Below are 25,658 nucleotides of genomic sequence, written 5' to 3' on the forward strand. Positions count from 1 at the left end.
TGAATGGTATGAATGCTTTATATGATAAAGACATAATCAAATTTTTTTTAGTTATGTTCAGATGTTCTGGATTTATAATGTTAACTCCGGTATTCGGAAGGCGGGAATTTCCAGTACAGGCCAAAGTTGGTCTGGCTGGTTTACTTTCACTGATTATTTATCCTTTTGTGCCGGATGTGGCATTAAATCTCAATTTATGGAATCTGGCAGTAATTATCATAAGGGAAACATTTGTTGGACTTTCTATTGGATACATAACTTTACTGATGTTTTCTTCACTTTATGTGACGGGTGAAATAATAGATATGCAAATGGGTTTTGGCATAGTCAATGTCATAGACCCTCAAAGCAATGCACAGGTGCCCATAATAGGAAATTTTTATTACATATTGACCATTCTGGTATTTTTAACGGTTAATGGCCATCATGTTTTAATATCAGCCCTGGTAAAAAGCTTTGAAATAGTGCCCATATCCGGAGCAACATTTGGATTGGATTTTCTGAGCATAATTATATCGAGTTTCCGGGAAATGTTCCTAATCGGATTTAAGGTAAGTTTGCCCGTGGTTTCCATAATATTTATTACCGATCTTGCGCTGGGGATTATAGCCAGAACAGTTCCGCAGATGAATGTTTTTATTGTTGGCCTGCCTATCAAGATCCTGGTAGGCATCGTGGGAATGGTTATTGTTTTACCGGCGTATCTGGTGGTATTGGATGTAGTATTCAGCGGCACATATGATAATATACTGACTTTGTTACAGGGAATGTTGAAAGTACCATGAACTTACAACTATTTGCCCAGGAGAAGACCGAGAAGGCAACACCTAGAAAAAGGCAAAAGGCCCGGGAACGGGGCCAGGTATTTTCCAGCAGGGAACTTGTTTCATCAGTGGTGCTGTTGACAGGTTTTGTGATTTTGAACCTTTTGGGGAAAAATTTATTGGAAAATATAACAAGCTATTTAAAATCAACATGGTTAAATCTCTTAAATAAAGAAGATTTATTTACCGTCACGGGGCTCCAGAAAACCTTTATCGAAGCGGTGGTTTTCATAGCAAAAATAACGGCTCCACTGGCGTTGAGCATTTTATTCATGGGGGTGCTCGTTAACTTTCTTCAGGTTGGTACGGTGCTAAGTTTTGAACCCATTATGCCAAAGCTTGAACGCATTAATCCCCTGGAAGGCATAAAGAGGATTTTTTCTAAGAGAAGCCTGTTGGAGCTTGTCAAATCGGTAGTCAAGATCCTGGTTGTCGGATATCTGGTTTACAGAAGTATTTTTCAAATCAAAGATTTATTTCCCTTAATGCTGGATATGGATGTATATTCATCTTTTAAAATCCTGGCGGGGATCTCCTTTAATATTGGTATAAAAGCGGGTATCATTTTATTTATCCTATCCATATTTGACTATATTTACCAGTGGTATGAATATGAAACCGGGCTTATGATGTCAAAGGAAGACATCAAGGAAGAATTCAAGGAAGTGGAGGGTAATCCTCAGATAAAATCACGGATAAAGCAAATACAGAGGCAAATGGCCCGCAGCAGGATGATGAGCGATGTAAAAAAGGCTGATGTGGTGATTACCAACCCCACTCACCTGGCAGTGGCCCTGGCCTATGATGCCAGCAAGAATCTTGCACCGGTGGTTCTGGCAAAGGGCAGTGACAGGATCGCGGAAAAAATTAAACAAATTGCGATTATGGAGGATATTCCCATTGTAGAAAACAAGCCGCTGGCACAAATTTTGTATAAGTCGGTAGAAATTGGGGATATGATTCCGGAAAATCTATACCATGCAGTGGCGGAAATCCTGGCCTTTGTTTACAGTTTGAAGGAAAGGAGGAATTAGAGTTGAAGTTTGGCGATGTTGCTGTTGCTTTGATGGCCATAATGGTAGTTGTAATGATGATAATACCGTTGCCGTCATCCATTCTTGATTTGCTGCTGTCATTCAATATAACCTTTTCTCTGGTAATTCTTTTGATTTCTATGAATATGGAAAAACCCCTGGATTTCTCTATTTTTCCTTCAATGCTTTTGCTCACCACATTATTGAGATTATCCCTCAACATTTCCTCCACCAGGCTGATATTGTTAAACGGATATGCGGGAAAGGTTATCGAGTCCTTTGGTAATTTTGTCGTAAAGGGAAATGTGCTGGTAGGGTTTATTATATTCCTTATTATCATTATAATGCAGTTCATAGTCATCACTAGAGGCGCCGAAAGAGTTGCGGAAGTAGCAGCCAGATTCACCCTGGATGCCATGCCCGGTAAACAGATGAGTATTGATGCAGACCTGAACTCGGGTTTAATAAACGAGAGCGAAGCACGCCGGAGAAGGACAGAGATACAGAGAGAGGCCGATTTTTACGGGGCCATGGATGGTGCCAGTAAATTTGTGAAAGGTGATGCCATAGCGGGGATAATTATAACAGTCATAAACATAGTTGGGGGCCTGATAACCGGAGTATTGTTTCAGCACTGGGATATTATGACTTCAATAAACCGTTATACGCTTCTTACAGTCGGGGATGGCCTTGTAAGTCAGATTCCTGCCCTCCTGGTTTCCACAGCCACCGGTATAGTGGTAACCAAAGCTGCAAGTGCCGGAAATCTCGGCGAAGATTTGATAAAACAGCTCATCTCATATCCCAAACTGTTATTGCTGGCCTCGGGAGTATTAGCATTTTTTGCAATTATACCTGGCCTTCCTCATATACCGTTTATTACTCTGGCGGGAGCACTCGGATATATAGGTTTGTCCGTCCAGAGAATTTCAGAACGCGAAAAACTGAAAAAAGACAAACATCAGAAAGAAAAAGAACTGGAAGAAATGAGAAAACCCGAAAACATCTTTTCACTTCTCCAGGTAGACCCCATAGAAGTGGAGTTTGGATATAATATCATTCCCCTGGCCGATGTGAATCAGGGTGGTGACTTGCTCGATAGGGTGGTTATGATTCGGCGGCAATGTGCACTGGACCTGGGAATGGTTGTTCCCATGGTTAGACTTCGGGACAATATCCAGCTAAAACCCAATGAATATGTGATTAAGATCAAGGGTGTTGAAGCAGCCCGCGGAGAAATAAAAACTGATCATTTTATGGTAATGAACCCCACGGGAGGCATGCCTGAAATCGAAGGTATACCCGCAAAAGAACCGGCTTTTGGCCTGCCAGCCAAGTGGATTACCGGCGAAAATAAAGAAAAAGCTGAGATGCAGGGCTATACGGTAGTGGATGCTTCTTCGGTTCTGGCCACCCACCTCACGGAAGTGATTAAATCCTATGCCCATGAGCTTATTGGCAGGCAGGAAGTTAAAAATATGCTGGACAACCTGAAGGAACAATATCCCTCCCTTCTGGAAGAACTGGTTCCCAAGGTTCTCTCTCTGGGGGAAATTCAAAAAGTTCTTTCCAACCTATTAAAAGAAAATATCCCCATCAGGGATATGGTTACCATTCTGGAAGCTTTGGGGGATTACGCAGGTCTTACTAAAGACACCGACATGCTCACGGAATATGTGAGACAGAGGTTAAAAAGGGTAATAACCCACCGGTTCACCAACGGTCAAAAAGTTCAGGTTATCACTCTTGATGGGCATCTGGAAAATCAAATTATGAATGCTATCCGTCAAAATGACCAGGGGACGTATATCGCCCTGGAGCCGTCATATATACAGAAAATCAGGACAGCGCTTTCAAAATTGGTGAACGAGCTGGGGCTAAAAGGCGTATCACCAGTAGTGCTGACAAGCCCTATGGTGAGGATGTACTTTCGCAAAATAGTAGAAGATTACGCTTCATATCTTCCGGTGATTTCTTATAATGAGCTGGAACCCGGCGTGGAAGTTCAATCAGTAGGGACGGTGATGATTTGATGAAGATAAAAACATACGTAGCCAACAATATGCAGGAAGCTCTATATAAGATAAAAAGCGATCTGGGAAAGGATGCTATAATATTACAGACAAAACATATTAGAAAGGGAGGAATCCTTGGCTTTTTTTCAAGATCCATGGTAGAGGTCGTGGCTGCTAATGACCTCGCAGTGACTCAAACCCCATCGAAAAAGGCTTATACGAATACTCGAATACATGAAACAGTGCCCCCTATAAAACCAACCGGTTCTATAGAGTTCCAAGACATAAAAATGACCTTGGCGAAGTTAAAGACATGATTAAAAATTTATACTCTAACCATTTACAAAAAAGTCTTGTTTCAGAATGGGGTTTTTCACCGGTATTTGAGATGTTTTACAAAAAGATGATGGCCATGGAAATAAATGAAGAACTCATAAACAGTATCTTCAGTAAGGTTTCACAAGCTCTCAAACCTGAAGAACTGAAGGATGAAAATGTGCTTTTCACCACAATCAAGAATGAATTAATATCTCAGATTGGAAAAATTGAACCCATTCATCTTTCCGAAGACAAGAATGTTATTGTAGCTTTTATAGGACCCACAGGAGTTGGGAAAACCACAACCATTGCAAAATTGGCTGCAAAATTTACCCTATATCATGAGAAAAAAGTGGCCATGATTACTGCCGATACTTTCAGGGTTGGTGCTATAGAACAGCTAAAGACTTATGGAGAACTTCTGGAGATCCCGGTGGAAGTGATTTACGGAAACGACGATATAAAAACAGCTTTGAACAGGGTAAAGGGATATGATCTGGTTTTGATAGATACCATGGGTTCAAGCCCAAATAATAAAATGCAGATCAAAAAGGTCAAGAGTTTACTGGATGCAGTAAATCCCACCGATATATACATGGTAATAAGCGCCACCACCAAAAGCCGTGATATAGGCGATATTTTGAACAATTATAAAGAATTAAATTTCAACAAATTGATTATTACAAAACTTGACGAAACCAGAACTTACGGTACTATAATGAACGCCGTTAAAATGACAGATAGTAATTTATCATATTTTACTGTGGGACAAAATGTTCCGGATGATATAGAAATAGCTTCGGCTGAAAAATTGGCAGGTATGATTCTGGGGGAGAACACATATGTATGAGCAGGCTTCGAAGCTAAAAAAAATTATGGATGAGAAACACCATCGCGAAGCACCCCAGGGAACTCTAAAAGTTTATTGTGTTACCAGCGGTAAAGGGGGAGTGGGTAAAACAAACCTATCGATCAATTTATCCTTAGTATTACAGGAATTGGGTAAAAGAGTCCTGCTGGTAGATGCCGACCTGGGCCTGGCCAATGTAGATGTAATTGCCGGGCTTTACCCAAAATACAATATTTCTCATATACTGAGTCGCGAGAAAACCATAAATGAGATCATACTGGAAGGCCCCATGGGGATAAAAATATTGCCGGGAGCTTCGGGCCTTTATGAAATGGCCAATTTATCGATAATGGAATTAAATTTTTTGATAAAAGCGTTTAATAGTATTTCTCAGGATTTTGATATTGTTGTTATCGACACCGGTGCCGGTATATCAAAACATGTATTGAGTTTTGTTCGATCATCGGACGAAGTCATTATCGTGACCACTCCGGAACCAAGCGCTATTACCGATGCCTATGCTGTAATAAAATTAATTTATAAGTATTCTCAAAAAATACATGTCATTATAAATAGGGTTGATAATTTCAGAGATGCTGAGTTTACCGTTCAAAAAATATCGAATGCTTCTCGTAAATTTTTACATACCGATATCGATTATCTTGGATATGTGCTGGAAGACAGGAGCGTTTTCAAATCGAATATGGAACAAATCCCTTTTTATACTAGATTTCCTGAGAGCCTGGCTTCCAAATGTATTGCAAATCTCGGGAGGAAACTTCTATACGGGGAACAAAAACCGGTTCAATATAACTACACCTTTGAGAGTTGGGTAAAAAAACTCATGGCTTTTCTAAGAAACTAAACAGGGGTGCTAAACAGGTGGATTATACAACATTTCAAGTGGGTATGAAAGTAAATATCGAAATAGAAAGAGGAGATGGAAACTTTTTTTTCCCTTCCAAAGTAGAAGATATAGAATTGGGGAATCTGGTTTTAGATATACCCATGAAGGGAAATCAACTCTTCCATATAGGTTTGAATGAATCTGTCAACATACATTTTTTCAAAGGGGATTCCTTTTATTATTTCATCGGGAAAGTAGTAGGGAAAAAATATACCCCTATTCCCGTATTGCACGTAAAACCTGCCAGCCCACCTATAAAAAATCAAAGAAGGGATTTTTTTAGAATAAAAGTAACTTTAAAAGTCAAGATAAGCCTTCTTGATACAGGTGAATGGGCAAATGGTTATATCAAAGATATAAGCGGCAGTGGCGCCCTGATTACTACGAATCGGGAGTTAAAGAAGGGAGATTTGATTAATTTAGAGATTACTCTTGTGTCAAAAATACTTGAAGTAAAAAGCAGAGCTGTTAGAGTCTGGAAAGAGGAGCGGTCCCAATGCTCCAACATGTATTATGTGGCCGTTCAATTTGTAGATATTGACGAGGTTAAACAGGATGAAATAATTAAATTTGTTCTTGCAGAACAAAGAAAACTGATCAAAAAGGGTTATAAAGTATAATTTATATAAATGTTACAATTGGTAGAATCAGTTAAATAGGATTAGAAAATGAGGTGGGAACATGAACAATCAATACCTTGACATTTTTCTGGAGGAATCAAAGGAACATATTCAAAATCTCAATAGCAACTTACTGGAACTTGAGAGTAATCCCGGGCAAGATATCATAGACGAAATTTTCCGTTCAGCTCATACTCTCAAGGGAATGTCAGGGACCATGGGGTTTAACAGGATTTCAGAAATAACCCATGAGATGGAGAGTTTGCTTCAGGATATTAAAGATGGAACAATATCCGTATCTCCCGAAGTAATCGATACCCTGCTGGAGTCAGTTGACTTTTTAGAAAAACTAATAGGAGATATTACGGAAAATGGGGAAGAAAGGGATAGAGACACAAAGGTTATTCTGGAAAAGCTGAGGCGAAAACCAGGCAATGCCACACCACTTAAAGAATCGGAAAAAGAGAATAAAAAACCTGAAGAGAATCATATTTTCAATGAATTTGAAGAACGGCTGATGAAGGAAGCTATAGCAAAAGGTTTATTGGTATGGGAAGTTTTGATAAAGCTGGATGCCAACTGTCTCCTAAAATCGGCCCGGGCCTTTTTGGTCTTTAAAACACTGGAAAGTTTCGGAGATATCATTAAAACCAAGCCCATTGTTCAAGATATAGAAGATGAAAAGTTCGATGACGAATTTACCGTGTATATAATATCTACGCACCAAAAACAGGACCTGGAAAAGGCCCTGGGTTCGATATCAGAATTAAAGTCCATTCTGATAAAAGAAGTGGAGCAAAGTTCTCTTGAAAAAGATCCGGGTAATTCTGAAGAATCTCCAAAGGAGACTGTTGCTTGTACCCTTGATGAGCAAAGTGTGAGGCACGCCAGTCATGTAAAAAAGACAAGTAAAACTTTGAGAGTGGATATTGATCGGCTGGACAACTTAATGAATCTTGTGAGCGAACTTATTATTATAAAGACCAGATTGGATGGCATGGATGAAAAAACCGAGGGGCAGAAAAGAAGGGAAGCCGTGGAATATCTGGAGCGGATTACATCAAGTCTCCACGATGCCGTCATGAAAGTCAGAATGGTCCCCATTGAAAATGTTTTTAATCGTTTTCCGCGTGTGGTTCGGGATTTGGCCCGGGAGCTGTCAAAGAATATTACTTTGATTATAGAAGGAGCTGAAACCGAACTTGACAGGACTGTAATCGATGAAATCGGTGATCCTTTGATTCATTTGATACGTAATTCGGCGGATCACGGCATAGAAATACCTGAAGAAAGGTTTAGGAAAGGCAAACCTGCTCAGGGAACCATAAAACTTAAAGCCTATCATGACGGTAATAATGTTGTGATAGAAATATCCGATGACGGAAGAGGAATTAATTTAAACAACGTATTAAAAACCGCCATTGACAAGGGTTTAGTCGATAGGGAGCGGGCAAAAAACCTCAAGGAATCCGAAATAATATCCTTTTTATTTGAACCGGGATTCAGCACAAAGGACATGGTAACGGATATTTCGGGCAGGGGAGTAGGTCTTGACGTAGTAAAGACCAAAATAGAGTCCCTGGGTGGTGGTATTGAAATAAATACAGTGCCCGACCAGGGTACTACTTTCTTAATAAGATTGCCGCTGACACTGGCCATTATCCAGGCTTTGATGGTTATGGTGGGTGAAGAAAAATACGCCATTCCGTTGAGTGCAATAAAGGAAACTGTAATAGTTGCATCAAAAGACATAAAAAAAGTCCAGAAAAACGAAGTTACTCTTCTGAGGGGGAATGTAATTCCCATATTGCGATTAGGAGAAATGCTGGATGTTGAAAGCAACGGCAGCTCTGAAGAAGATTTGACAGTGGTAATAGTAAAAAAGGGGGAGAGGGATATTGGGCTTGTGGTGGACAGCTTGATAGGCCAGCAGGAGATAGTAATCAAATCTCTCGGCAATTTTTTGAAAAATATAAAGTTCATCGCCGGAGCAACCATTCTTGGTGATGGAAAAGTGGCTCTAATACTGGATGTCAACACTATGTTTTAGAGGAGGGTTTTATAATGGTAGAAAAAATCCGTCAATTTGTAGAATTTAAACTGGGTGAAGAGGAATATGGGGTGGATATTCTCCAGGTAAAAACCATTGAGAGAATGATGCCCGTAACAAGGGTCCCTAAAGCCCCTTCTTTTGTGGAAGGCGTCATAAACCTGAGAGGGGAAATAGTGCCTGTAATCGACCTAAAAAAGAGGTTTGACCTGCCACCGGGTCAGATTACGGATAATACCAGAATTATTATCGTGACTCTGGAAGATATAACTGTAGGTATGATAGTAGATTCCGCCACGGAAGTGATTCAGCTTCCGCAGGAGGCCATTGAACCGGCTCCTACCATTACAAACGGCATAGACAGTAATTTTTTAGATGGAGTGGGCAAGTTAGATGGAAAACTATTAATTTTGTTAAATCTATCTAAAGTATTAAAACCGCAGGAAATTACCCAATTATCCGAGATGTGAAGGTGAAAATATATGTTTTCCGATATGGAATTGGATGCTCTCAAGGAGATAGGCAATATCGGAGCAGGCAATGCCGCTACGGCCCTTTCCTTGCTTTTATCAAATAAGATTAACATGAATGTGCCTAGAGTGGCAATAATTTCCTTTGATGATGTTTCAAATTCCGTTGGCGGGCCAGAAAACCTGGTAGCGGGTATATTTATGAGAATAACCGGCGATATTAGCGGAAACATCCTTATAATAATTCCCAAACCGAATGCTTATAACCTGGTAAATTATTTGCTAAAGCATCAGCCCGGGGAAGCGGGATTTTCAGCCATGGAGGAATCAGCACTTGTTGAAGTGGGAAATATTATTGCAAGTTCGTACATAGTTGCATTATCGGATTTTACCAAATTATCCATGAAGATATCGGTGCCTGGCTTTGCCTATGACATGGCCGGAGCCATTTTCAGTTTTCCGCTTAGTTTATATGGCTATATGGGGGATACCGCTTTTTTGATTGAAACGGAGTTTACGGAAGGTATTGATGATATTAATTTTCATTTTTTCCTGATACCGGATGATGAATCTTTGAAGGTACTTCTAAAAGCTATTGGAGTGAGTTCGTTTGGTTGGAACGGTCAGAGTAGGAATGGCGGAATATAAAGTGGCAAAATCACCAGCTATACTGGTCTCTTTAGGCCTGGGGTCATGCGTGGGCGTTGCCCTTTATGAGCCAACAAAAAAAATAGGCGGCCTTGCCCATGTTATGCTGCCTGACAGCAGTCTTAGCGGTAAAAAGGATTTCAATCCCGGAAAATTTGCCGATACCGCCATAGATATGATGATACAAGACATGGTAAAGATTGGAGTAGACCCCAAAAGGTTAACAGGTAAAATTGCCGGTGGAGCTCAAATGTTCCAGATTAAATCCGACAGCAGCATTATGCAGATAGGAAGGCGAAATGTGGAGGCTGTAAAGTCAAAGCTTGCCCTGCTAAACATCAAAATATTATCGGAAGATGTAGAGGGAAATTACGGAAGAACAATTGAGTTTAATTGTGAAACCGGTGAACTTACCATCAGGACTATAGGGCATGGCATTAAAAAAATATGATACCCGGGGTGGTAAGATGGAAGCTCTCAGGGCGGATAGATTATGGGCGGATTATAATGACACTAAGGACAAGAAAATCAAGGAACAGCTTGTAGAAAGTTATATTCCGCTGATAAAGCACATAGTAAATCGGATGGCCATTAGTCTACCTTCCTATATTGATAGTGAAGATTTGATAAGTTATGGTATTTTTGGTTTATTACAGGCTATTGAACGTTATGACGCTTCCAAAGGCGTGAAATTTGAAACATACGCTTACGCACGAATAAAAGGATCCATAATTGACGAATTGAGGAAACTGGATTGGATTCCACAAAATATTAGAAAAAAAGCCAAACTCCTGCAAAAGGCATATGCTGAATTGGAACAAAGCCTGGGTCGTACGGTAAAGGATGAGGACATATGTAATTATCTGAATTTGTCCAATGATGAGCTGCAGAATTTGTATAATGAAATTGCCTTTACCACTGTACTTTCTTTTGATGATTTACTTTTTACTGAAGATTACATGAGGGAGTCAGTCAGGCCTGATATAATGGCTGAAAAAAAGGAGGTAAAAAGGTTACTGGGACAGGCTATAAACCGTTTGCCTTATCAGGAAAAACTGGTTATTACACTATATTATTATGAGGGCTTAACCTTAAAGGAAATATCCAAGGTTTTAGAACTGTCCCAGGGGAGGATTTCCCAGCTTCATACAAAGGCAATTTTAAGATTGAGGGGTAGTTTGAGTAGAAAGCGGGCTATTTTTTAAAAAAGAAAGCCGGTGTTAATTCATGGAAAACCAAAATGAAAAGAAAGTAGAAAGAATGGTAGAATGGGCTATAGAAAAAGCAAGCCATAATAAACCTCAAGATGATGACATGAAGAACGATAAAAAAAAGAGCCACGAGACAGAAGAGGAAGTCTGCGAAGACGCCAGGTTTGAAGTGGAAATTTCAAAAGACCAGATGTATGCGACCATATATATAGTTCCGCCAAAAGGTGGAAAAATGGTTTCTTATGACAATATTATAAGTGAACTTGAAAAAATAGGAATAACTGAAGGCATAAATTATGAGAAAATAAGGGAAGTACTAGAAAAGGGCATTTTTTTTACAAAGGTGAAGATTGCCGAGGGTAAAGTTCCTGTTGATGGTCAAAACGCTCAAATAAAATACTACTTTGACATTCACAAGGAATTAAAACCCGCACTTACCGATGACGGGAAGGCCGATTTTTATAATCTGAATCTTGTGACCAACGTAAAAACAGGTGACCTACTGGCAGAGATCATACCACCCACCAAAGGTTTTCCAGGAAAGACCGTAACCGGTAAAACGATACCCGCCAGGGATGGTAAAGAAATCCAGTTTCGAACAGGGAAAAATGTGACTGTCTCTGAAGATGGGCGTAAATTGTTTTCAAACATTGATGGCCAACCGGTATTGTCTGATGGAAAAATCAGTGTGCTCCAGGTGCTGGAAATCAGAGGTGATGTGGGACCGGCCACGGGAAATATAGATTTTTTGGGTAGTATTGTTGTAAAGGGTAATGTAAAGAGCGGTTTTAAAATAAAAGTTGAAGGCGATGCCGAGATAGATGGGACTGTTGAAGCTGCAGAAATAGTTGCTGGAGGAAATATTGTCATAAAAAGAGGGACCCAGGGAGGTGGAAAGGGGTACCTGAGAGCAGGGGTCGATGTAACAGCCCGGTACATTGAAAATTCCACGGTGGAAGCAGGTCGGGACATCGTGGTCTATGAAGCGGTGATGCACAGCAACCTTGCAGCCGGTAAAAAAATAAAAATCGATGGTAAAAAGGGGTTGCTGGTGGGTGGAAACTGCAGGGCAGGAGAGGAACTTGTCGCAAAAACCATTGGTTCCCCCATGTGTACATATACCGAAATTGAAGTGGGAACAAACCCTGAGCAGAAAAAGAAGCTAATGGAAATAAACCAGAAATTGCAGACTATTCAGAATGACATAAATAAAGCCAGGCAAGCCATCGATTTATTGGAAAAATTGAAAGATAGAAATGCCTTGACTCCTGATAAGACAATTTTACTCGAAAAATTAAAACACACCCATGAAATTTTAAATGATCAAAAAATTGACCTTATCGGTGAAAAGGAAAAGCTTGAAATGATGATAACCAGTCAGGTAAGAGCAAGAGTATCGGCTTCCAATGCCGCAATGCCGGGGGTTAATATTGTGATAGGCAATGCAAGCCTCAAAATAAAAGATAAAATCGACCATGTCACCTTCTATAACCATGAAGGCCAGGTTAAATTTGGCACATATGAAGGATAGGTGATATTTATGTCAATGAGGCCTATAGACCTTCAGGTTATCATGCCGAAAACTGCGGAGGCCACAAAAGTTCAACAGGTCATAAAAGACAGCAATGAAGCACATCAAAGTTTGCTTTCAGCACAATTTAAAGAGCAATTGAAGTCTGCAAGAGAGAAGGTATATGAAAGAGCAAAACCTGAGGAAATAAAAGTCGAAGGCGATAAGGATAATAATAAAAAGGAAAAAGGTAAAAATAAACAGGGCAATAATAAGAAAAAAGGCGCTCCGAAAAATTCAAACCATATTGATGTAAGAATATGAAATCGGTTCTTAATAGAACTGATTTTTTTTTGAGTTGTAGAGGTTGATGACTTGACATTTATTATTAAATGAAGTATATTATTAACAGAATACCAACTAAAACGATAGGAATTAAGGTGAAATTCAGTGAAACTATCAACTAAAGGAAGATATGGTTTAAAAGCTATGTTTGATCTGGCTCAAAATTACGGGAGCGGACCCATTCCTCTCAAGAGCGTGGCCGAAAGGCAGGATATTTCGGAACATTATCTGGAGCAGCTCATTTCAAGCTTGAGGAAAGCAGGTCTTGTTCAAAGCGTCCGGGGTGCTCAGGGCGGATATACTCTGACAAAAAAACCTGCTGAAATAACTGTTGGAGATGTGCTGAGAGTTCTCGAGGGACCACTGGGCCTTGTGGATTGTGTGTTGGAACAGGATGCAGTAAAATGCTCCCGGGCCGATGACTGTATAACCCGCATCGTATGGGAGAAAATAAGGGACAGCATGATTAAAACCATGGATTCCATTACACTCCAGGATATGTGCGAAGAGGCCGAAAAAAGAAAAACCGGATGCAGGAATTACATGTATTATATATAACATTCAAAAAAGGAGTTGACCACTTATGAAAAGAATATATATGGACCATGCCGGCACCACCCCTATGAGGAAAGAAGTTCTCGAAGCGATGCTGCCTTATTTAACTGACAGATTCGGAAATGCATCTTCCATATATTCCTACGGAAGGGAAGCCAAGACTGCCCTTGAAGACAGCAGGGAAAAAGTGGCCGGTTTGATTGGGGCAGATGCCAGGGAAGTATTTTTCACCGCAGGAGGCTCGGAGTCGGACAACTGGGCTTTGAGAGGTATTGCTGCCGCCAATGGCGACAAAGGAAATCATATTATTACATCATCCATTGAGCATCATGCGGTTTTGCACACTTGCCAGGACCTGGAGAAACAGGGTTATAAAGTGACATATTTGCCTGTTGACAAATTTGGCCTCGTAGACCCAGAACATGTTAACAATGCCATCACCGATGAAACCATCCTCGTTTCCATAATGCATGCCAACAATGAGATCGGCACCATTGAACCCATTGCTGAAATAAGCAAGGTCATAAAGCAAAAACGAAAGAATATATATTTTCATACCGATGCGGTTCAGACAGTGGGTAAAATCCCGGTGAATGTGAATGATTTAGGCGTAGACCTGCTCAGTATATCTTCTCATAAGATTTACGGCCCAAAGGGTGTCGGAGCATTATATATAAGAAAGGGCACTAAAATAAAACCTTTTATAACCGGCGGAGCCCAGGAAAGTCAGCGAAGAGCCGGAACCGAAAATGTACCCGGCATAGTAGGATTTGGCAAGGCTGCGGAGCTTATAGGCAAGGAACTGGAAAAAGAGCATGAAAGGCTTTCAAAGTTAAGAGATAAATTGATTCACGGAATAATGGAAAAAATTCCTCATGTGCGTCTGAACGGTCACCCCACCCGGCGCCTGCCGCATAATGTAAATGTATGTTTTGAATTTATCGAGGGCGAATCCCTTCTTTTAAACCTTGACATGAAAGGTATATGCGCTTCCAGCGGCTCTGCATGCACATCGGGTTCTCTTGAGCCTTCCCATGTGTTGCTTGCCATAGGCCTTCCCCATAAAATTGCCCATGGTTCGCTCAGATTGACTCTGGGGCGGGATAACACAGAAGAGGATGTCAACTATATACTGGAAATTTTACCTGATATAGTAAGTAAATTGCGGGAAATGTCACCTCTTTTTGCTGAGAGAAAGGAGTTACCCAAAAATGTATAATGAGAAGGTTATGGACCATTTTTCCAATCCCCGTAATGTCGGGGAAATACCCGACGCTGACGGTGTTGGCCAGGTAGGCAACCCGGTTTGCGGAGATATCATGAAAATATTTATTAAAGTAAATAATAACGTAATAGAAGAAATTAAATTCAAAACCTTTGGCTGTGGTGCAGCCATAGCCACAAGCAGCATGGTCACCGAAATGGTGAAAGGTAAAACTCTGGATGAAGCTCTGAAAATAACCAATAAAGCTGTAGCGGAAGCTCTGGGAGGGCTGCCTCCGGTAAAAATGCATTGCTCTAACCTGGCGGCTGATGCCCTTCATGCTGCCATCGAGGATTTTCGTAAAAAGCAAAACAAGTAGGGATAGAAGTGAATAAAAACAAAGTAGTAGTGGCCATGAGTGGCGGGGTGGATAGTTCCGTCTGTGCCTATCTATTGAAAAAACAGGGATATGAAGTTATTGGCATGACCATGCAAATATGGCAGAATGCTCCCGAGGAAACAAGACTGAAAGAAGGTGGCTGTTGTTCCATTGGAGCAGTCTATGATGCCCGCCGGGTGGCCGATAAAATAGGCATACCATACTATGTAATAAATCTTAAAGATTTTTTTAATGAAAAAGTAATAAAAAATTTTATCAATGAATATGTGGAGGGCCGCACCCCAAACCCCTGTATTGTGTGCAACCGCCATTTAAAATTTGATGCTTTGCTAAAAAAGGCCCTGGAAATTGATGCCTTCTATTTAGCTACGGGCCATTACAGCAAGATTGAATATGATACTTCTACGGGGAGATATATATTAAAGAAATCGGTGGACCCTACAAAGGACCAATCATATGCGCTTTATAATCTGACTCAATTTCAACTGGAACACACTCTTTTACCTCTGGGTTATTATACAAAACAGGAAATACGCAAAATAGCCGAAGAAGCCGGCCTTTCCGTAGCACAAAAACCTGACAGTCAGGAAATATGTTTTGTGGATACAAATTACAAGGAATTTTTAAAACAAAAAGTGCCTGAAAAAATAATACCTGGACCATTTATGGATAAAAACGGAAATATATTGGGTGAGCATAACGGAATACCCTTTTATACAATAGGGCAGAGACGGGGTCTAGGTATTTCGGCGGGTAAACCGCTTTATGTCGTGGATATAGATGTAGAACGCAATGCCGTAATACTGGGCGGTGAAAAAGACCTTTTTGTAAAGGAATTTGTAGCTCACAACATGAACTGGATAGCGATTGATGAGTTAAAAGCCCTAAAACAAGTAAATGCAAAAATCAGGTATAATTTTAATGAAAGACCGGCAAAAATTATACCGGCAGGGCAGGACCAGGTAAAAGTAATTTTTGACCAACCCCAAAAAGCTGTCACTCCGGGGCAAGCGGTGGTGTTTTACGAAAATGATACGGTGGTGGGTGGTGGAATAATCAAAAAAAGAACTGATTTGAACTGATACGCCGAAGGCGTATTTTTTTTTTACTTTTTGGTTAAAATATATATAAAGTCTGTGTAGAGGTGAAAAAAGTTGATTGTCTGCCCTTTGTGCGGGGGAAATTCTATAGGAAAGGTAGGAAATAGCCAATTTTATTGCTGGGACTGTTTTGTGGAATTCACTTTGCAAAAGAACAAAGTTACAGTATACGAAGTAGGGGATGATGGAAGTTTATTGCCCTATAATCGCGAACAAAGTCAAATAATTGCTGGAGGTAGTTAATGATGTCCAAAGGCTTTTTGAACGGATTATTTATGGGAGCCATTACGGGAACTCTGATTGGAGTTTTCCTGAACCCCCAGTTAAAGCCTCAACATCGCAAAAAGATAAACCATATATCTCATGAACTGAAAAAACAGACCCAGGGAATCATCAATGGAATCAGGGAAAATAGAGAATAAAAGAATAGAGGTGAAAGATATCTCTAAACTCTTTTCCAACCGGATTTTATTTTACCGGCTTTTTTTGTTTAGTTTGTTCATAATCATTTTAATTTTGTTATTCAGTCAAAGAAAAAAGATTGAAGCTATTTTATTGCCTTTTGCTATAGGCCTGCTTATTTCATATATACTGGATCCTGTGGTGGTGTTTTTATCGACAAAAGGCATAAAAAGATCGATTGCTGTGGCACTCATATATTTTATTCTGATAGGATCAATAATTATTGCTCTTGTTTATATTATACCTGTTATTTTGATGGAGTTAAACAACCTTATTAATACCATCCCCTTTTATACTCGGGAAATCCAGGACATTGTAAAAGATTTTAAGATGAAATATAAAGCCACATTGCCGGCTGGTGTTCAGGAAGTTATCGATAGAAATATAGCCCAGATAGAAAAAATATTGCTTTCTATATTGCAGAACATAGCAAACATCATTATGGGATGGGTTTCAAGTCTGTTTAGCATAATTCTTGGTCCTGTGGTAGGTTTTTATTTACTTAAAGACCTGGATAAAATCAAAATAAATATGGTGCATTTCTTGCCATATAATCAAAAGCAACAGGTAATAAGTTTTCTTGAAAAGATAGATACTACTCTGGGAAGATATATCAGGAGCCAACTTATAGTAAGCTTTATCATAGGTATACTTACTACACTTGCTTTGTACATTCTAAGAATTGATTTTGCGCTATTAATCGGCCTTCTAGCCGGAATAACAAATATTATCCCTTACTTTGGACCTTTTATAGGCGCATTACCTGCCGTAATTATAACAATGCTCAGATATCCCCATAAAATTGTTTGGCTCATCATCGCTATTATCATAATACATGAACTTGAAAGTGGTGTTATTTCACCGCATATCGTAGGAGAAAACGTGGGTCTGCATCCTCTAACGGTTATTTTTTCGCTGCTGGTAGGCGGGACGTTTTTCGGTTTATGGGGAATGATTCTCGCTGTGCCGGTGGCAGCACTAGTAAAAATCATGCTGGTTTCAAGACTAAAAAAATCGTAAAATAATTAAAAGTAAATACCAAATAATATTGCGCAAGCTTACTTTTTATGGTATACTAACAAACGGTAAATTCACACGCCGCTGGATTTCAAAGAGGGTGCCGAAGGGTCTTTTTGAAAAATGAAACGGCGGAGGTTAAAACCAAGGAGGTGAAAAAGATGTCCATAGTTTCGATGAAACAGCTTCTAGAAGCGGGTGTTCACTTCGGGCATCAGACCAGAAGATGGAATCCCAAGATGAAGGAATATATTTTTACAGAAAGAAATGGGATTTACATCATTGACCTTCAAAAGACCGTCAAAAAAATTGAAGAAGCCTATGAATTCGTGAAAAATGTGGCTTCAGAGGGCGGTTACATTCTTTTCGTGGGGACGAAAAAACAGGCTCAGGAATCCATACAGGAAGAGGCCCAGAGATGCGGCATGTTTTATGTCAATCAGAGATGGCTTGGAGGTATGCTTACAAATTTTAAGACCATCCGTAAGCGCATTGACAGACTTCATGAACTGGAAAAGATGGAGGAAGAAGGCCTTTTCGAAGTTCTACCCAAAAAAGAAGTACTCAATTTAAGGCATGAAAAAGAACGCCTTGAAAAGTACCTGGGTGGAATTAAAAACATGACAGAGCTTCCTAATGCGCTGTTTATAGTGGACCCCAGGAAAGAGAAGAATGCAATTCTGGAAGCCAGGAAACTCCAGATTCCTATAGTCGCCATCGTAGATACCAACTGTGATCCCGATGAGGTGGATTATGTTATACCTGGCAACGATGACGCTATCAGGGCTGTAAAATTGCTGACGGAAAAAATGGCCGATGCCGTCCTGGAAGGTAAACAAGGCGAACAACTGGCAGTAGAAGAGTAATATTTTAAGGTAAGGGGGGCTTTATACCCTTACCTTTAATAATGTTGAGAAAAAAGGAGGTTAAGTGCCATGGTCACTCCGGAACAAGTAAAAGAATTGCGGGAAAGAACCGGTGCGGGAGTTATGGACTGTAAAAAAGCGCTTACTGAATCCAATGGAGATATGGAAAAGGCGATAATTATTCTCAGGGAAAAAGGCCTTGCCAAGGCTGCAAAGAAAGCCGGCCGCGTGGCTGCAGAGGGGATTATAGATTCTTACATACATGGCAATGGCAGAATTGGAGTTTTAGTTGAAGTAAACTGCGAGACTGACTTTGTTGCCCGCAATGATGAATTCAAAGGTCTTGTTAAAGATATAGCTATGCAAATTGCCGCAGCAAATCCCAAGTACATATCCAGGGAGGATGTCCCCCAGGATATCATTCAAAAGGAAAGGGAAATATTAAAAACCCAGGCTATTAATGAGGGAAAACCGGAGCATATAGCGGAAAAGATAGTAGATGGAAGAATAGAAAAGTTTTTTGAAGAAAATTGTTTGATGGACCAACCTTTTATAAAGGACCCCGACAAGAAAATTTCACAATTAATCATGGAGAAAATAGCCATAATTGGTGAAAATATTACCGTAAGCCGGTTCACGCGGTATGAAAGAGGAGAAGCCGTTCGCGAGGGTCAAACGCAGGAATAATTTTGAAAAAATAGAGACACTTAAGGTGTCTCTTTTTTAAAAAAGAGGATTTTCGAAGAAAATATAGAATATCTTTTAGCAAAGAGAGGGTTATGGATGCAAAAACCTATATATAGAAGAATTGTATTGAAAATAAGCGGTGAAGCATTAGCCGGGGAAAGGGGATTTGGCATCAACCAGGATACATTAAATTCCATAGCTGACCAGATCAAAGAAATCCATGATTTGGGAGTGGAAATAGCCATAGTGGTAGGTGGTGGAAATATATGGAGAGGTAGAAACTCGGACCAAATGGACCGTGCTACGGCCGATTACATGGGTATGCTTGCTACGGTAATAAATGCTCTGGCGCTTCAGGACGCTCTGGAAAACAGGGATGTTCAAACCCGGGTTCAAACAGCCATAGAAATGAAGGAGATAGCCGAACCCTATATAAGGCGCAGGGCCATACGACACCTGGAAAAAGGCAGAGTTGTTATTTTTGCTGCCGGCACCGGAAATCCATTTTTCTCCACTGATACCACTGCCGCCTTACGGGCAGCAGAAATTGAAGCTGAAGTTATCCTGCTTGCAAAAAAGGTTGATGGGGTTTATGATTCTGACCCGGTAAAAAATCCAAATGCCCAGAAATTTGAAAGCCTTGAATATATTGATGTTTTAAACAGGGGTCTGGGCGTCATGGATTCAACGGCTACTTCTCTTTGTATGGATAACAAGATACCTATCATTGTTTTTGGTATTAATGAGCCTGGCAATATTAAAAAAGTAATTTTTGGTGAAAATATAGGTACATTTGTCAAGGGGGGTTGATTATTTTGGATAAAAAAATTTTTAATGAGGTCGAAGAGAAAATGAAAAAGGCCCTGGGAAATTTAAAGGCGGATTTTGCCGCCATCAGGGCTGGAAGAGCATCAAGCGCTCTTCTGGACAAGGTCTTTGTAGACTACTACGGCACACCCACTCCTGTCAACCAGGTAGCTTCAGTCAGCATCCCCGAACCCAAAATGATACTCATCCAGCCCTGGGATATGAAAATGTTAGGAGCCATCGAAAAAGCCATACTGAAATCAGACCTACGGTTGACTCCCAACAATGACGGAAAGGTAATAAGGTTAATATTGCCCGAATTGACATCGGAAAGGCGTCAGGAACTTGTAAAAATGGCAAGGAAAAAAGCTGAGGATGCAAAAGTCGTTATTCGGAATATCAGGCGGGAATACAATGAAACCCTGAAAAAGATGGAAAAAAATCATGAAATATCCGAGGATGATCAAAAACGTTCTCAGGAAGAAATCCAGAAATTGACCGACAAATATATAGAAGAAATCGAAAAGATGTTTGAACATAAAGAAAAAGATATAATGGAGGTATAACACTATTGTCAAGCAAAAAGATTTACTGGGGATTCCATTAAAAAAGGTTCTAGATGTTTTAAAAGATCAGGGAATAGTTATTGAAAAGATTCGGTATACAAGACCTCCTAAAGGTGGCCAGAATTATTCCAGGGAAATGGTTGTCAGAATAGATAATAATAAAGAAGGCAGTGTAACACTCGTTGTGGCTCTGTTCCCTGAATTAAGAATGTAAGTTAAAAAGTTTATAGTTTTGAGGCGGGCTACAATAATGTATCCTGGTTATAAATTTAAACCATAAAACCCCCTTTTAAGGGGGTTTTATGATAAATTGTTAGGAGGAAACGATGAAGGCTGCCGAAATAAATATTGATAAATTAGACAAAAGCAAAATGCCAAAACATATTGCTATAATTATGGACGGTAATGGACGATGGGCAAAAAAAAGGGTCTTCCAAGAATTGCCGGACATTGGGCTGGAGCAGAAGTGCTTCGGGATATTGTAAAATTTTGCGCTGAAATAGAAATAAAAGTTTTGAGTGTTTTCGCATTTTCCTCCGAGAACTGGAAAAGGCCTTATGAAGAAGTAAATTCAATTTTAAACCTGCTGCTATACTATTTAAAAAAAGAGGTAAACAACCTACATAAAAATAATATTATAATAAATGTAACCGGTGAGTGGCAGAAACTTCCCGGTAATATAGCCGATGAAATAAATAGAGGCATCGAGCTTACAAAGAATAATACGGGTTTGATTTTGAATATTGTTCTAAATTATGGCTCCCGTAAAGAAATAGTTAAAGCTTGTAGGTATTTGTGTAATGAAGTTAAAAATGGTAAAATTAACATAGAGGAAATTGACGAAAAGATTTTTGAACAATTTTTATTCCACCAGGAATTTACCGGACCCCGATCTTTTTAATCAGACCCAGCGGGGAATTAAGAATAAGTAACTTTTTACTCTGGCAGATGCCTATACAGAGTTGTGGTTTACGGATAAATACTGGCCTGATTTTAAGCGGGAAGATTTACTCAATGCCATATTGGATTATCAGAAAAGAGAGCGGAGATTCGGAGGTTTAAAAAAACAAAGCAGGTGAATATATGCTTCAGAGAATAATAAGTGCAGTGGTCGGCATCATACTACTGGGTTATATAATAAATGTCGGGGGCTGGTTGTTTTTTTTAACCATATCTCTTTTAAATATATTCGCTATCTATGAGCTGCACAATGCCTTTAAAAAAATTAATATAAACATCACCTTCGGCCAATTGTCCGTATTTACTATAATGCTTCTTTTTTCGGCACAATACATATTAAAGCTGAATTTTATGATTATTCCATTGTCTCTCTGTTTTTGTTAATATATTTATATTTTTATACAGTATAATCAATAATACACAGAATCATATACAGACATAGTATTTTAGCATATTTTCCTATGTTTATACCTCCACACTTTTTATGTATTTTATTTTAATGAGAAACCTGTTTAATGGAATATATTATATCTGGTGGGTTTTTATAACTACCTGGGCTTGTGATACAGGAGCTTTTTTACAGGTATTCTTTTCGGTAAAAACAGGTTGGTACCCAACATAAGTCCTCATAAAACTATTGAGGGTAGTGTGGGAGGAATATTATCCAGTATAGCCGCCAGTATTATTTACACAAGGCTACTCTTACCTGGAATAATTTTTTTGGACTCATGATGGTGGGATTTTTAATCGGTGTTTTTTCTCAGGTGGGGGATTCTTTACTGCCTCATTAATAAAACGGTACTGTAATATTAAGGATTTTTCAAAATAATTCCGGGGCATGGGGAATTCTTGACAGGTTTGACAGCGCTCTATTTTCCTTTCCTGTAGCTTACTATTACATAATACTTTTTATACAAAAGGGTGGTCTCCTGTGATAAGAAGCAGTAACAAACCATTATTATTGTTTTTAGTAACTGTAGTGGTAATAACAATTTTCATTGCCATAGCCTTAAAATTTCTACTGCCATTTATTATTGGTATATTTATAGCTTTTTTAATTGAGCCCGTAGTAAGTTTAATTGAAAAAAGTCGGGGCTGGATAGAGGGTTAATAGTAGGGGTCGTTCTGACTGCTATGTTTTGCCTTTTTGGTTATATTTTTACATTGATAATAACACGCCTTACCTTTGAGTTGAGTAAGCTGATACATACTCTTCCGAACTATTACAATTATTACAATATGGTTTTCAATAAAATCTCGGCATATCTCTTATATTTTTCCACCAAAATTCCCGAGGAGATTCTTGAATATATCAAGAACAATCTAAACCAGATATTATCCACTATGACAGGCTTTTTATCAAATATTTATAGTTTTTTAATGGATAAAATTACCATGGTTCCAAACCTTTTTGTTAATATTTTTGTGTTTTTAATTTTTGTTTTTCTCTTCAGTTACTTCTTTTCAAAGGATAAAGCAAGATCATGAAATTTTTGATGAATATTTTGCCCGATACTCTACAGGAAAAAATAAAAAAGGTCCAGATTGAACTTTTTCTTTCTTTTATTAATATGATAAAAGCCCAGGTTATTCTTGTCACGATATCCACAACCATTACAATTCTGGGTTTTTACATCCTCAAGGTAGATTACGCGCTTACATTGGGTCTAATATGCGGCCTACTTGATATATTACCACTTTTTGGCCCGAGCCTCGTTTTTATACCATGGATTATATTTTCGGTAATTATGGGGAATATAAGTTTTGCCATGGGTTTATTGATACTTTATGTTATAATAATAGGAAGCAGGCAGATTTTCCAGGCCAAGATAATTGGTCAAAACCTTGGAATCGATCCATTATTGACATTAGTATCTATATATCTGGGCATAGAGATTTTTGGATTCATGGGATTATTTATCGGACCGCTGGTGGTGGTTATCATGAGGGCTTTGATACATTCGGGGATTATTCCTCCATTATGCGGAACTAAATAGCAACATATTTGGAAGGTGAAGCATTTGTATACCATAATAGCATCTGTTATAGTTTTTGGAATGCTGATTTTTTTTCATGAGTTTGGTCATTTTATCTTAGCAAAACTATCTGACATAAAAGTAAGGGAATTTAGTCTGGGGTTTGGACCGCAGTTATTTAAATGAAGCCCGGCGAAACGGAGTATTCTATAAGGGTGCTTCCCCTTGGAGGCTTCGTAAAAATGGAGGGAGAAGACACTAAAACCGCTGACCCCAGGGCTTTTAACAACAAACCCATAATAAGCCGTCTGGGAGTGATTTTTGCAGGTCCTGCCATGAATTTTTTACTGGCTGTATTACTCATTGCTATAATAAGCTTCTTTGCCGGTATTGCCACAACAAAGATTTCGGTCATACCTGGCGAACCTGCTGACAAAGCCGGCCTGAAAAATGGAGATGTAGTTTATTCCATAGATGGTCAAAAAGTAAGAACATGGGATGAAGTGGTGAACCTAATAAGTCAAAAGCCCGGTCAAAATGTTAGCATTGTGGTGTTAAGAGACGGCAAAGCTATGGATTTTAACTTAAAAACAGAAATAGAACATGGTACGCAACGTGGAATCATCGGAATAAAGTCGAATGTGGTAAAATATTCTGCGACCGAGAGCATAAAGTCAGGAGTTCAGAGGACTTTCTGGATTTCCAAAATGATCCTGGTGGGGCTTTTACAAATAATTAGGGGAAAAACCAGACCCGATGTGGTAGGCCCCATAGGTATAGTGCACATGGTAGGTGAAGCCGCCAGAGTAGGTATATTCAATTATTATACCTTTCAGCCATTATAAGCATTAACCTTGGTCTGTTCAATTTATTACCAATACCTGCATTGGATGGGAGCAGGATATTTTTCCTCATAGTGGAATTTTAAGGGGAAAGCCCTTAGAACCGGAAAAAGAAGGATTTATTCATTTTATAGGATTTACTCTGCTGATGATTCTCATGATAATAATCGCTTATAAGGATATTATGCGTTTTATCTTTTTTTAAATGGGGGAAACTTATGCGAGACTTTTTTACTACTCCTTCCAGGAGAAAGACAAAAAAAGTTATATTGCGAGATGTGGCTGTGGGCGGCGATGCGCCCGTATCGGTCCAGTCCATGACAAATACTAAGACTTATGATGTAAAGTCTACGGTAAATCAAATCCTGCATCTGGAAGAAGCAGGATGTGAAATCATAAGGGTCGCAGTACCGGATATGGATAGTGCATTAGCCATCTCAGAAATAAAAAAACAAATTCATATTCCGCTGGTAGCGGATGTACACTTTGATTACAGGCTGGCTATTGAATCCATGAAACAGGGAGCTGATGGCCTGAGGATAAATCCCGGCAATATTGGTTCAAAAGACAGGATAAAGAAGATTGTAGATGTCGCCCTGGAAAGAAAAATACCCATAAGGATTGGCGTAAATTCGGGTTCTCTTGAAAAAGATTTGCTTTCTAAGTATGGAAAGCCCGTGCCCGAAGCTTTAGTTGAAAGTGCCCTGCGCCATGTGGAAATTCTTGAAGACATGAATTTTTCCGATATAGTTATTTCATTAAAATCATCCGATGTCTTGACAACGGTAAATTCTTATAAGTTACTGGCTGAAAAGGTGGATTATCCTTTTCATCTTGGGATAACCGAGGCGGGGTCTATATTTTCCGGGACAATTAAATCATCCGTAGGACTTGGGATATTGCTTTATCTGGGAATAGGAGATACAATAAGGGTTTCTCTGACTGGAGACCCCGTGGACGAAGTCAAAGTAGGGTATGAAATTCTCAAAAGCTTAAAATTAAAAAATAACGGAATCGACCTTATTTCGTGTCCCACCTGCGGTCGGTGCGAAATCAACCTCATTAATATCGCACGCGAAGTTGAAGAAAGATTAAAAAATATAAGAAAGCCTTTAAAGGTTGCGGTAATGGGCTGTGCCGTCAACGGGCCCGGGGAGGCCAGAGAAGCGGATATTGGTATAGCCGGTGGCAAAAAAAAAGTGGCGCTTTTTAAAAAGGGCGAGATTATTAAATCTGTACCCGAGGAAAGGGCAGTTGTAGAATTAATGGAGGAAATACGCAAACTGATCAATTAATGTTCAATTTGACAAAGCGAAATAATTCTGGTAAAATATGCGTAAATTCTTGATATACCAATGGATTATGATGGAGAATAGTAAAAAGCATTTTTGATGTAAAGAGAGCAGTTCTCATG

At 39.3% G+C, this 25,658-nt stretch carries 29 protein-coding genes, 3 pseudogenes and 1 other annotated feature (1 of these 33 only partly in view); all 32 genes and pseudogenes read left to right on the top strand.

Translation table 11 applies throughout. The features are described from left to right. Nucleotides 1–8: 8 nt before the first annotated feature. The 32 genes and pseudogenes from fliR (at nucleotide 9) to ispG (ending at nucleotide 25,539) form a co-directional block, all read left to right on the top strand. Nucleotides 9–785: a flagellar biosynthetic protein FliR gene (gene fliR, locus D2962_RS07460; RefSeq protein WP_122014619.1), complete on the top strand. Its 777-nt coding sequence runs from the start codon at nucleotides 9–11 to the stop codon at nucleotides 783–785. After that, complete coding sequence (flhB, locus tag D2962_RS07465; RefSeq protein ID WP_122014620.1) at nucleotides 782–1,858, top strand: flagellar biosynthesis protein FlhB; 1,077 nt, start codon at nucleotides 782–784, stop codon at nucleotides 1,856–1,858. Before fliR ends, flhB begins: the two co-directional genes overlap by 4 nt. 2 nt (nucleotides 1,859–1,860) lie before the next feature. After that, nucleotides 1,861–3,891 carry a flagellar biosynthesis protein FlhA gene (flhA, locus tag D2962_RS07470; RefSeq protein WP_122014621.1) on the top strand — a complete coding sequence of 677 codons (2,031 nt, stop codon included), beginning with the start codon at nucleotides 1,861–1,863 and terminating at the stop codon, nucleotides 3,889–3,891. After that, nucleotides 3,888–4,190 carry a flagellar biosynthesis protein FlhF gene (locus tag D2962_RS18445; protein ID WP_245984963.1) on the top strand — a complete coding sequence of 101 codons (303 nt, stop codon included), beginning with the start codon at nucleotides 3,888–3,890 and terminating at the stop codon, nucleotides 4,188–4,190. The genes flhA and D2962_RS18445 overlap by 4 nt, the downstream gene beginning before the upstream one ends. Further along, nucleotides 4,187–5,041, top strand: a complete 855-nt coding sequence (locus tag D2962_RS07475; protein ID WP_245984964.1) for a flagellar biosynthesis protein FlhF — start codon at nucleotides 4,187–4,189, stop codon at nucleotides 5,039–5,041. The genes D2962_RS18445 and D2962_RS07475 overlap by 4 nt, the downstream gene beginning before the upstream one ends. Beyond that, nucleotides 5,034–5,906 (top strand): MinD/ParA family protein, encoded by an 873-nt coding sequence (locus D2962_RS07480; protein WP_122014622.1) that lies wholly within the window; start codon nucleotides 5,034–5,036, stop codon nucleotides 5,904–5,906. The genes D2962_RS07475 and D2962_RS07480 overlap by 8 nt, the downstream gene beginning before the upstream one ends. A gap of 17 nt (nucleotides 5,907–5,923) precedes the next feature. Beyond that, complete coding sequence (locus D2962_RS07485; protein ID WP_122014623.1) at nucleotides 5,924–6,568, top strand: flagellar brake protein; 645 nt, start codon at nucleotides 5,924–5,926, stop codon at nucleotides 6,566–6,568. A gap of 61 nt (nucleotides 6,569–6,629) precedes the next feature. After that, entirely contained in the window at nucleotides 6,630–8,618 is a 1,989-nt protein-coding gene (locus D2962_RS07490) for a chemotaxis protein CheA (RefSeq protein WP_122014624.1), read from the top strand. Between the two features lie 14 nt (nucleotides 8,619–8,632). Then, the gene (locus D2962_RS07495) at nucleotides 8,633–9,088 is read left to right on the top strand and encodes a chemotaxis protein CheW (RefSeq protein ID WP_122014625.1); all 456 of its coding nucleotides are present in this window, start codon (nucleotides 8,633–8,635) and stop codon (nucleotides 9,086–9,088) included. Between the two features lie 12 nt (nucleotides 9,089–9,100). Further along, nucleotides 9,101–9,736 (top strand): chemotaxis protein CheC, encoded by a 636-nt coding sequence (locus D2962_RS07500; RefSeq protein ID WP_120766857.1) that lies wholly within the window; start codon nucleotides 9,101–9,103, stop codon nucleotides 9,734–9,736. Continuing rightward, on the top strand, nucleotides 9,723–10,187 hold the full coding sequence (locus D2962_RS07505; RefSeq protein ID WP_425456622.1) for a chemotaxis protein CheD: 465 nt from the start codon (nucleotides 9,723–9,725) through the stop codon (nucleotides 10,185–10,187). Before D2962_RS07500 ends, D2962_RS07505 begins: the two co-directional genes overlap by 14 nt. After that, a complete protein-coding gene (locus D2962_RS07510) occupies nucleotides 10,168–10,941 on the top strand; it encodes a FliA/WhiG family RNA polymerase sigma factor (protein WP_245984968.1) in 774 nt (257 codons plus the stop codon). Before D2962_RS07505 ends, D2962_RS07510 begins: the two co-directional genes overlap by 20 nt. Nucleotides 10,942–10,963: 22 nt before the next feature. Then, the gene (locus D2962_RS07515; protein WP_122014626.1) at nucleotides 10,964–12,478 is read left to right on the top strand and encodes a flagellar assembly protein A; all 1,515 of its coding nucleotides are present in this window, start codon (nucleotides 10,964–10,966) and stop codon (nucleotides 12,476–12,478) included. A 9-nt stretch (nucleotides 12,479–12,487) separates the two neighbouring features. Then, complete coding sequence (locus tag D2962_RS07520) at nucleotides 12,488–12,781, top strand: hypothetical protein (protein ID WP_147421245.1); 294 nt, start codon at nucleotides 12,488–12,490, stop codon at nucleotides 12,779–12,781. 126 nt (nucleotides 12,782–12,907) lie between these two features. Beyond that, nucleotides 12,908–13,360, top strand: a complete 453-nt coding sequence (locus D2962_RS07525) for an RrF2 family transcriptional regulator (protein WP_120766861.1) — start codon at nucleotides 12,908–12,910, stop codon at nucleotides 13,358–13,360. A gap of 25 nt (nucleotides 13,361–13,385) precedes the next feature. Continuing rightward, on the top strand, nucleotides 13,386–14,576 hold the full coding sequence (gene nifS / locus D2962_RS07530; protein WP_120766862.1) for a cysteine desulfurase NifS: 1,191 nt from the start codon (nucleotides 13,386–13,388) through the stop codon (nucleotides 14,574–14,576). Next, nucleotides 14,569–14,940 (top strand): Fe-S cluster assembly scaffold protein NifU, encoded by a 372-nt coding sequence (gene nifU / locus D2962_RS07535; protein ID WP_120766863.1) that lies wholly within the window; start codon nucleotides 14,569–14,571, stop codon nucleotides 14,938–14,940. The genes nifS and nifU overlap by 8 nt, the downstream gene beginning before the upstream one ends. An 8-nt stretch (nucleotides 14,941–14,948) precedes the next feature. Beyond that, complete coding sequence (gene mnmA / locus D2962_RS07540; RefSeq protein WP_122014627.1) at nucleotides 14,949–16,043, top strand: tRNA 2-thiouridine(34) synthase MnmA; 1,095 nt, start codon at nucleotides 14,949–14,951, stop codon at nucleotides 16,041–16,043. 260 nt (nucleotides 16,044–16,303) lie between these two features. After that, complete coding sequence (locus D2962_RS07550) at nucleotides 16,304–16,483, top strand: YtxH domain-containing protein (RefSeq protein ID WP_120766865.1); 180 nt, start codon at nucleotides 16,304–16,306, stop codon at nucleotides 16,481–16,483. Beyond that, nucleotides 16,458–17,543: an AI-2E family transporter gene (locus tag D2962_RS07555; RefSeq protein WP_245984969.1), complete on the top strand. Its 1,086-nt coding sequence runs from the start codon at nucleotides 16,458–16,460 to the stop codon at nucleotides 17,541–17,543. The genes D2962_RS07550 and D2962_RS07555 overlap by 26 nt, the downstream gene beginning before the upstream one ends. Before the next feature lie 158 nt (nucleotides 17,544–17,701). Then, nucleotides 17,702–18,406 carry a 30S ribosomal protein S2 gene (gene rpsB / locus D2962_RS07560; RefSeq protein ID WP_120766878.1) on the top strand — a complete coding sequence of 235 codons (705 nt, stop codon included), beginning with the start codon at nucleotides 17,702–17,704 and terminating at the stop codon, nucleotides 18,404–18,406. A 69-nt stretch (nucleotides 18,407–18,475) separates the two neighbouring features. Next, nucleotides 18,476–19,093, top strand: a complete 618-nt coding sequence (tsf, locus tag D2962_RS07565) for a translation elongation factor Ts (protein WP_122014628.1) — start codon at nucleotides 18,476–18,478, stop codon at nucleotides 19,091–19,093. Between the two features lie 96 nt (nucleotides 19,094–19,189). Beyond that, nucleotides 19,190–19,903 (top strand): UMP kinase, encoded by a 714-nt coding sequence (pyrH, locus tag D2962_RS07570; RefSeq protein ID WP_120766867.1) that lies wholly within the window; start codon nucleotides 19,190–19,192, stop codon nucleotides 19,901–19,903. Nucleotides 19,904–19,944: 41 nt separating this feature from the next. Beyond that, nucleotides 19,945–20,466: a ribosome recycling factor gene (gene frr, locus D2962_RS07575; RefSeq protein WP_342774534.1), complete on the top strand. Its 522-nt coding sequence runs from the start codon at nucleotides 19,945–19,947 to the stop codon at nucleotides 20,464–20,466. A gap of 326 nt (nucleotides 20,467–20,792) precedes the next feature. Next, nucleotides 20,793–21,545, top strand: a pseudogene (locus D2962_RS19510) (isoprenyl transferase). 463 nt (nucleotides 21,546–22,008) lie between these two features. Then, nucleotides 22,009–22,158 (top strand): annotated as a pseudogene (locus tag D2962_RS19865) (phosphatidate cytidylyltransferase); the annotation flags it as partial. Nucleotides 22,159–22,357: 199 nt separating this feature from the next. Then, nucleotides 22,358–22,537: a hypothetical protein gene (locus D2962_RS18455; RefSeq protein WP_122014631.1), complete on the top strand. Its 180-nt coding sequence runs from the start codon at nucleotides 22,358–22,360 to the stop codon at nucleotides 22,535–22,537. Nucleotides 22,538–22,560: 23 nt separating this feature from the next. Next, nucleotides 22,561–22,914, top strand: coding sequence for an AI-2E family transporter (locus D2962_RS19160; RefSeq protein WP_281273748.1), 354 nt, complete (start codon nucleotides 22,561–22,563; stop codon nucleotides 22,912–22,914). Beyond that, the gene (locus tag D2962_RS19165; RefSeq protein ID WP_281273749.1) at nucleotides 22,911–23,423 is read left to right on the top strand and encodes an AI-2E family transporter; all 513 of its coding nucleotides are present in this window, start codon (nucleotides 22,911–22,913) and stop codon (nucleotides 23,421–23,423) included. Before D2962_RS19160 ends, D2962_RS19165 begins: the two co-directional genes overlap by 4 nt. A gap of 60 nt (nucleotides 23,424–23,483) precedes the next feature. Beyond that, nucleotides 23,484–23,588 carry a site-2 protease family protein gene (locus tag D2962_RS19170; RefSeq protein ID WP_281273783.1) on the top strand — a complete coding sequence of 35 codons (105 nt, stop codon included), beginning with the start codon at nucleotides 23,484–23,486 and terminating at the stop codon, nucleotides 23,586–23,588. 56 nt (nucleotides 23,589–23,644) lie between these two features. After that, nucleotides 23,645–24,330, top strand: a pseudogene (locus D2962_RS07605) (M50 family metallopeptidase). Nucleotides 24,331–24,462: 132 nt separating this feature from the next. Further along, complete coding sequence (gene ispG, locus D2962_RS07610; RefSeq protein WP_122014632.1) at nucleotides 24,463–25,539, top strand: flavodoxin-dependent (E)-4-hydroxy-3-methylbut-2-enyl-diphosphate synthase; 1,077 nt, start codon at nucleotides 24,463–24,465, stop codon at nucleotides 25,537–25,539. A 58-nt stretch (nucleotides 25,540–25,597) separates the two neighbouring features. Next, nucleotides 25,598–25,658: a binding site (T-box leader), on the top strand; it runs 129 nt beyond the window's last position.

It is taken from the genome of Biomaibacter acetigenes (assembly GCF_003691585.1).
Lineage (GTDB): Bacteria > Bacillota > Thermosediminibacteria > Thermosediminibacterales > Tepidanaerobacteraceae > Biomaibacter > Biomaibacter acetigenes.

Bases quoted from the DNA above. Each gene is read 5' to 3' on its own strand.
- D2962_RS07475 (WP_245984964.1), top strand. From the start codon at position 4,187: ATGATTAAAAATTTATACTCTAACCATTTACAAAAAAGTCTTGTTTCA.
- D2962_RS07555 (WP_245984969.1), top strand. From the start codon at position 16,458: ATGGAATCAGGGAAAATAGAGAATAAAAGAATAGAGGTGAAAGATATC.
- D2962_RS19160 (WP_281273748.1), top strand. From the start codon at position 22,561: ATGTTTTGCCTTTTTGGTTATATTTTTACATTGATAATAACACGCCTT.
- nifU (WP_120766863.1), top strand. From the start codon at position 14,569: ATGTATAATGAGAAGGTTATGGACCATTTTTCCAATCCCCGTAATGTC.
- fliR (WP_122014619.1), top strand. From the start codon at position 9: ATGAATGCTTTATATGATAAAGACATAATCAAATTTTTTTTAGTTATG.
- ispG (WP_122014632.1), top strand. From the start codon at position 24,463: ATGCGAGACTTTTTTACTACTCCTTCCAGGAGAAAGACAAAAAAAGTT.
- nifS (WP_120766862.1), top strand. From the start codon at position 13,386: ATGAAAAGAATATATATGGACCATGCCGGCACCACCCCTATGAGGAAA.
- rpsB (WP_120766878.1), top strand. From the start codon at position 17,702: ATGTCCATAGTTTCGATGAAACAGCTTCTAGAAGCGGGTGTTCACTTC.
- D2962_RS07505 (WP_425456622.1), top strand. From the start codon at position 9,723: ATGGCGGAATATAAAGTGGCAAAATCACCAGCTATACTGGTCTCTTTA.
- D2962_RS07495 (WP_122014625.1), top strand. From the start codon at position 8,633: ATGGTAGAAAAAATCCGTCAATTTGTAGAATTTAAACTGGGTGAAGAG.
- D2962_RS07490 (WP_122014624.1), top strand. From the start codon at position 6,630: ATGAACAATCAATACCTTGACATTTTTCTGGAGGAATCAAAGGAACAT.
- D2962_RS19170 (WP_281273783.1), top strand. From the start codon at position 23,484: ATGCTGATTTTTTTTCATGAGTTTGGTCATTTTATCTTAGCAAAACTA.
- flhB (WP_122014620.1), top strand. From the start codon at position 782: ATGAACTTACAACTATTTGCCCAGGAGAAGACCGAGAAGGCAACACCT.
- tsf (WP_122014628.1), top strand. From the start codon at position 18,476: ATGGTCACTCCGGAACAAGTAAAAGAATTGCGGGAAAGAACCGGTGCG.
- D2962_RS07520 (WP_147421245.1), top strand. From the start codon at position 12,488: ATGTCAATGAGGCCTATAGACCTTCAGGTTATCATGCCGAAAACTGCG.
- D2962_RS07550 (WP_120766865.1), top strand. From the start codon at position 16,304: ATGATGTCCAAAGGCTTTTTGAACGGATTATTTATGGGAGCCATTACG.
- D2962_RS07500 (WP_120766857.1), top strand. From the start codon at position 9,101: ATGTTTTCCGATATGGAATTGGATGCTCTCAAGGAGATAGGCAATATC.
- pyrH (WP_120766867.1), top strand. From the start codon at position 19,190: ATGCAAAAACCTATATATAGAAGAATTGTATTGAAAATAAGCGGTGAA.
- D2962_RS07480 (WP_122014622.1), top strand. From the start codon at position 5,034: ATGTATGAGCAGGCTTCGAAGCTAAAAAAAATTATGGATGAGAAACAC.
- D2962_RS19165 (WP_281273749.1), top strand. From the start codon at position 22,911: ATGAAATTTTTGATGAATATTTTGCCCGATACTCTACAGGAAAAAATA.
- frr (WP_342774534.1), top strand. From the start codon at position 19,945: ATGAAAAAGGCCCTGGGAAATTTAAAGGCGGATTTTGCCGCCATCAGG.
- D2962_RS07510 (WP_245984968.1), top strand. From the start codon at position 10,168: ATGGCATTAAAAAAATATGATACCCGGGGTGGTAAGATGGAAGCTCTC.
- D2962_RS07515 (WP_122014626.1), top strand. From the start codon at position 10,964: ATGGAAAACCAAAATGAAAAGAAAGTAGAAAGAATGGTAGAATGGGCT.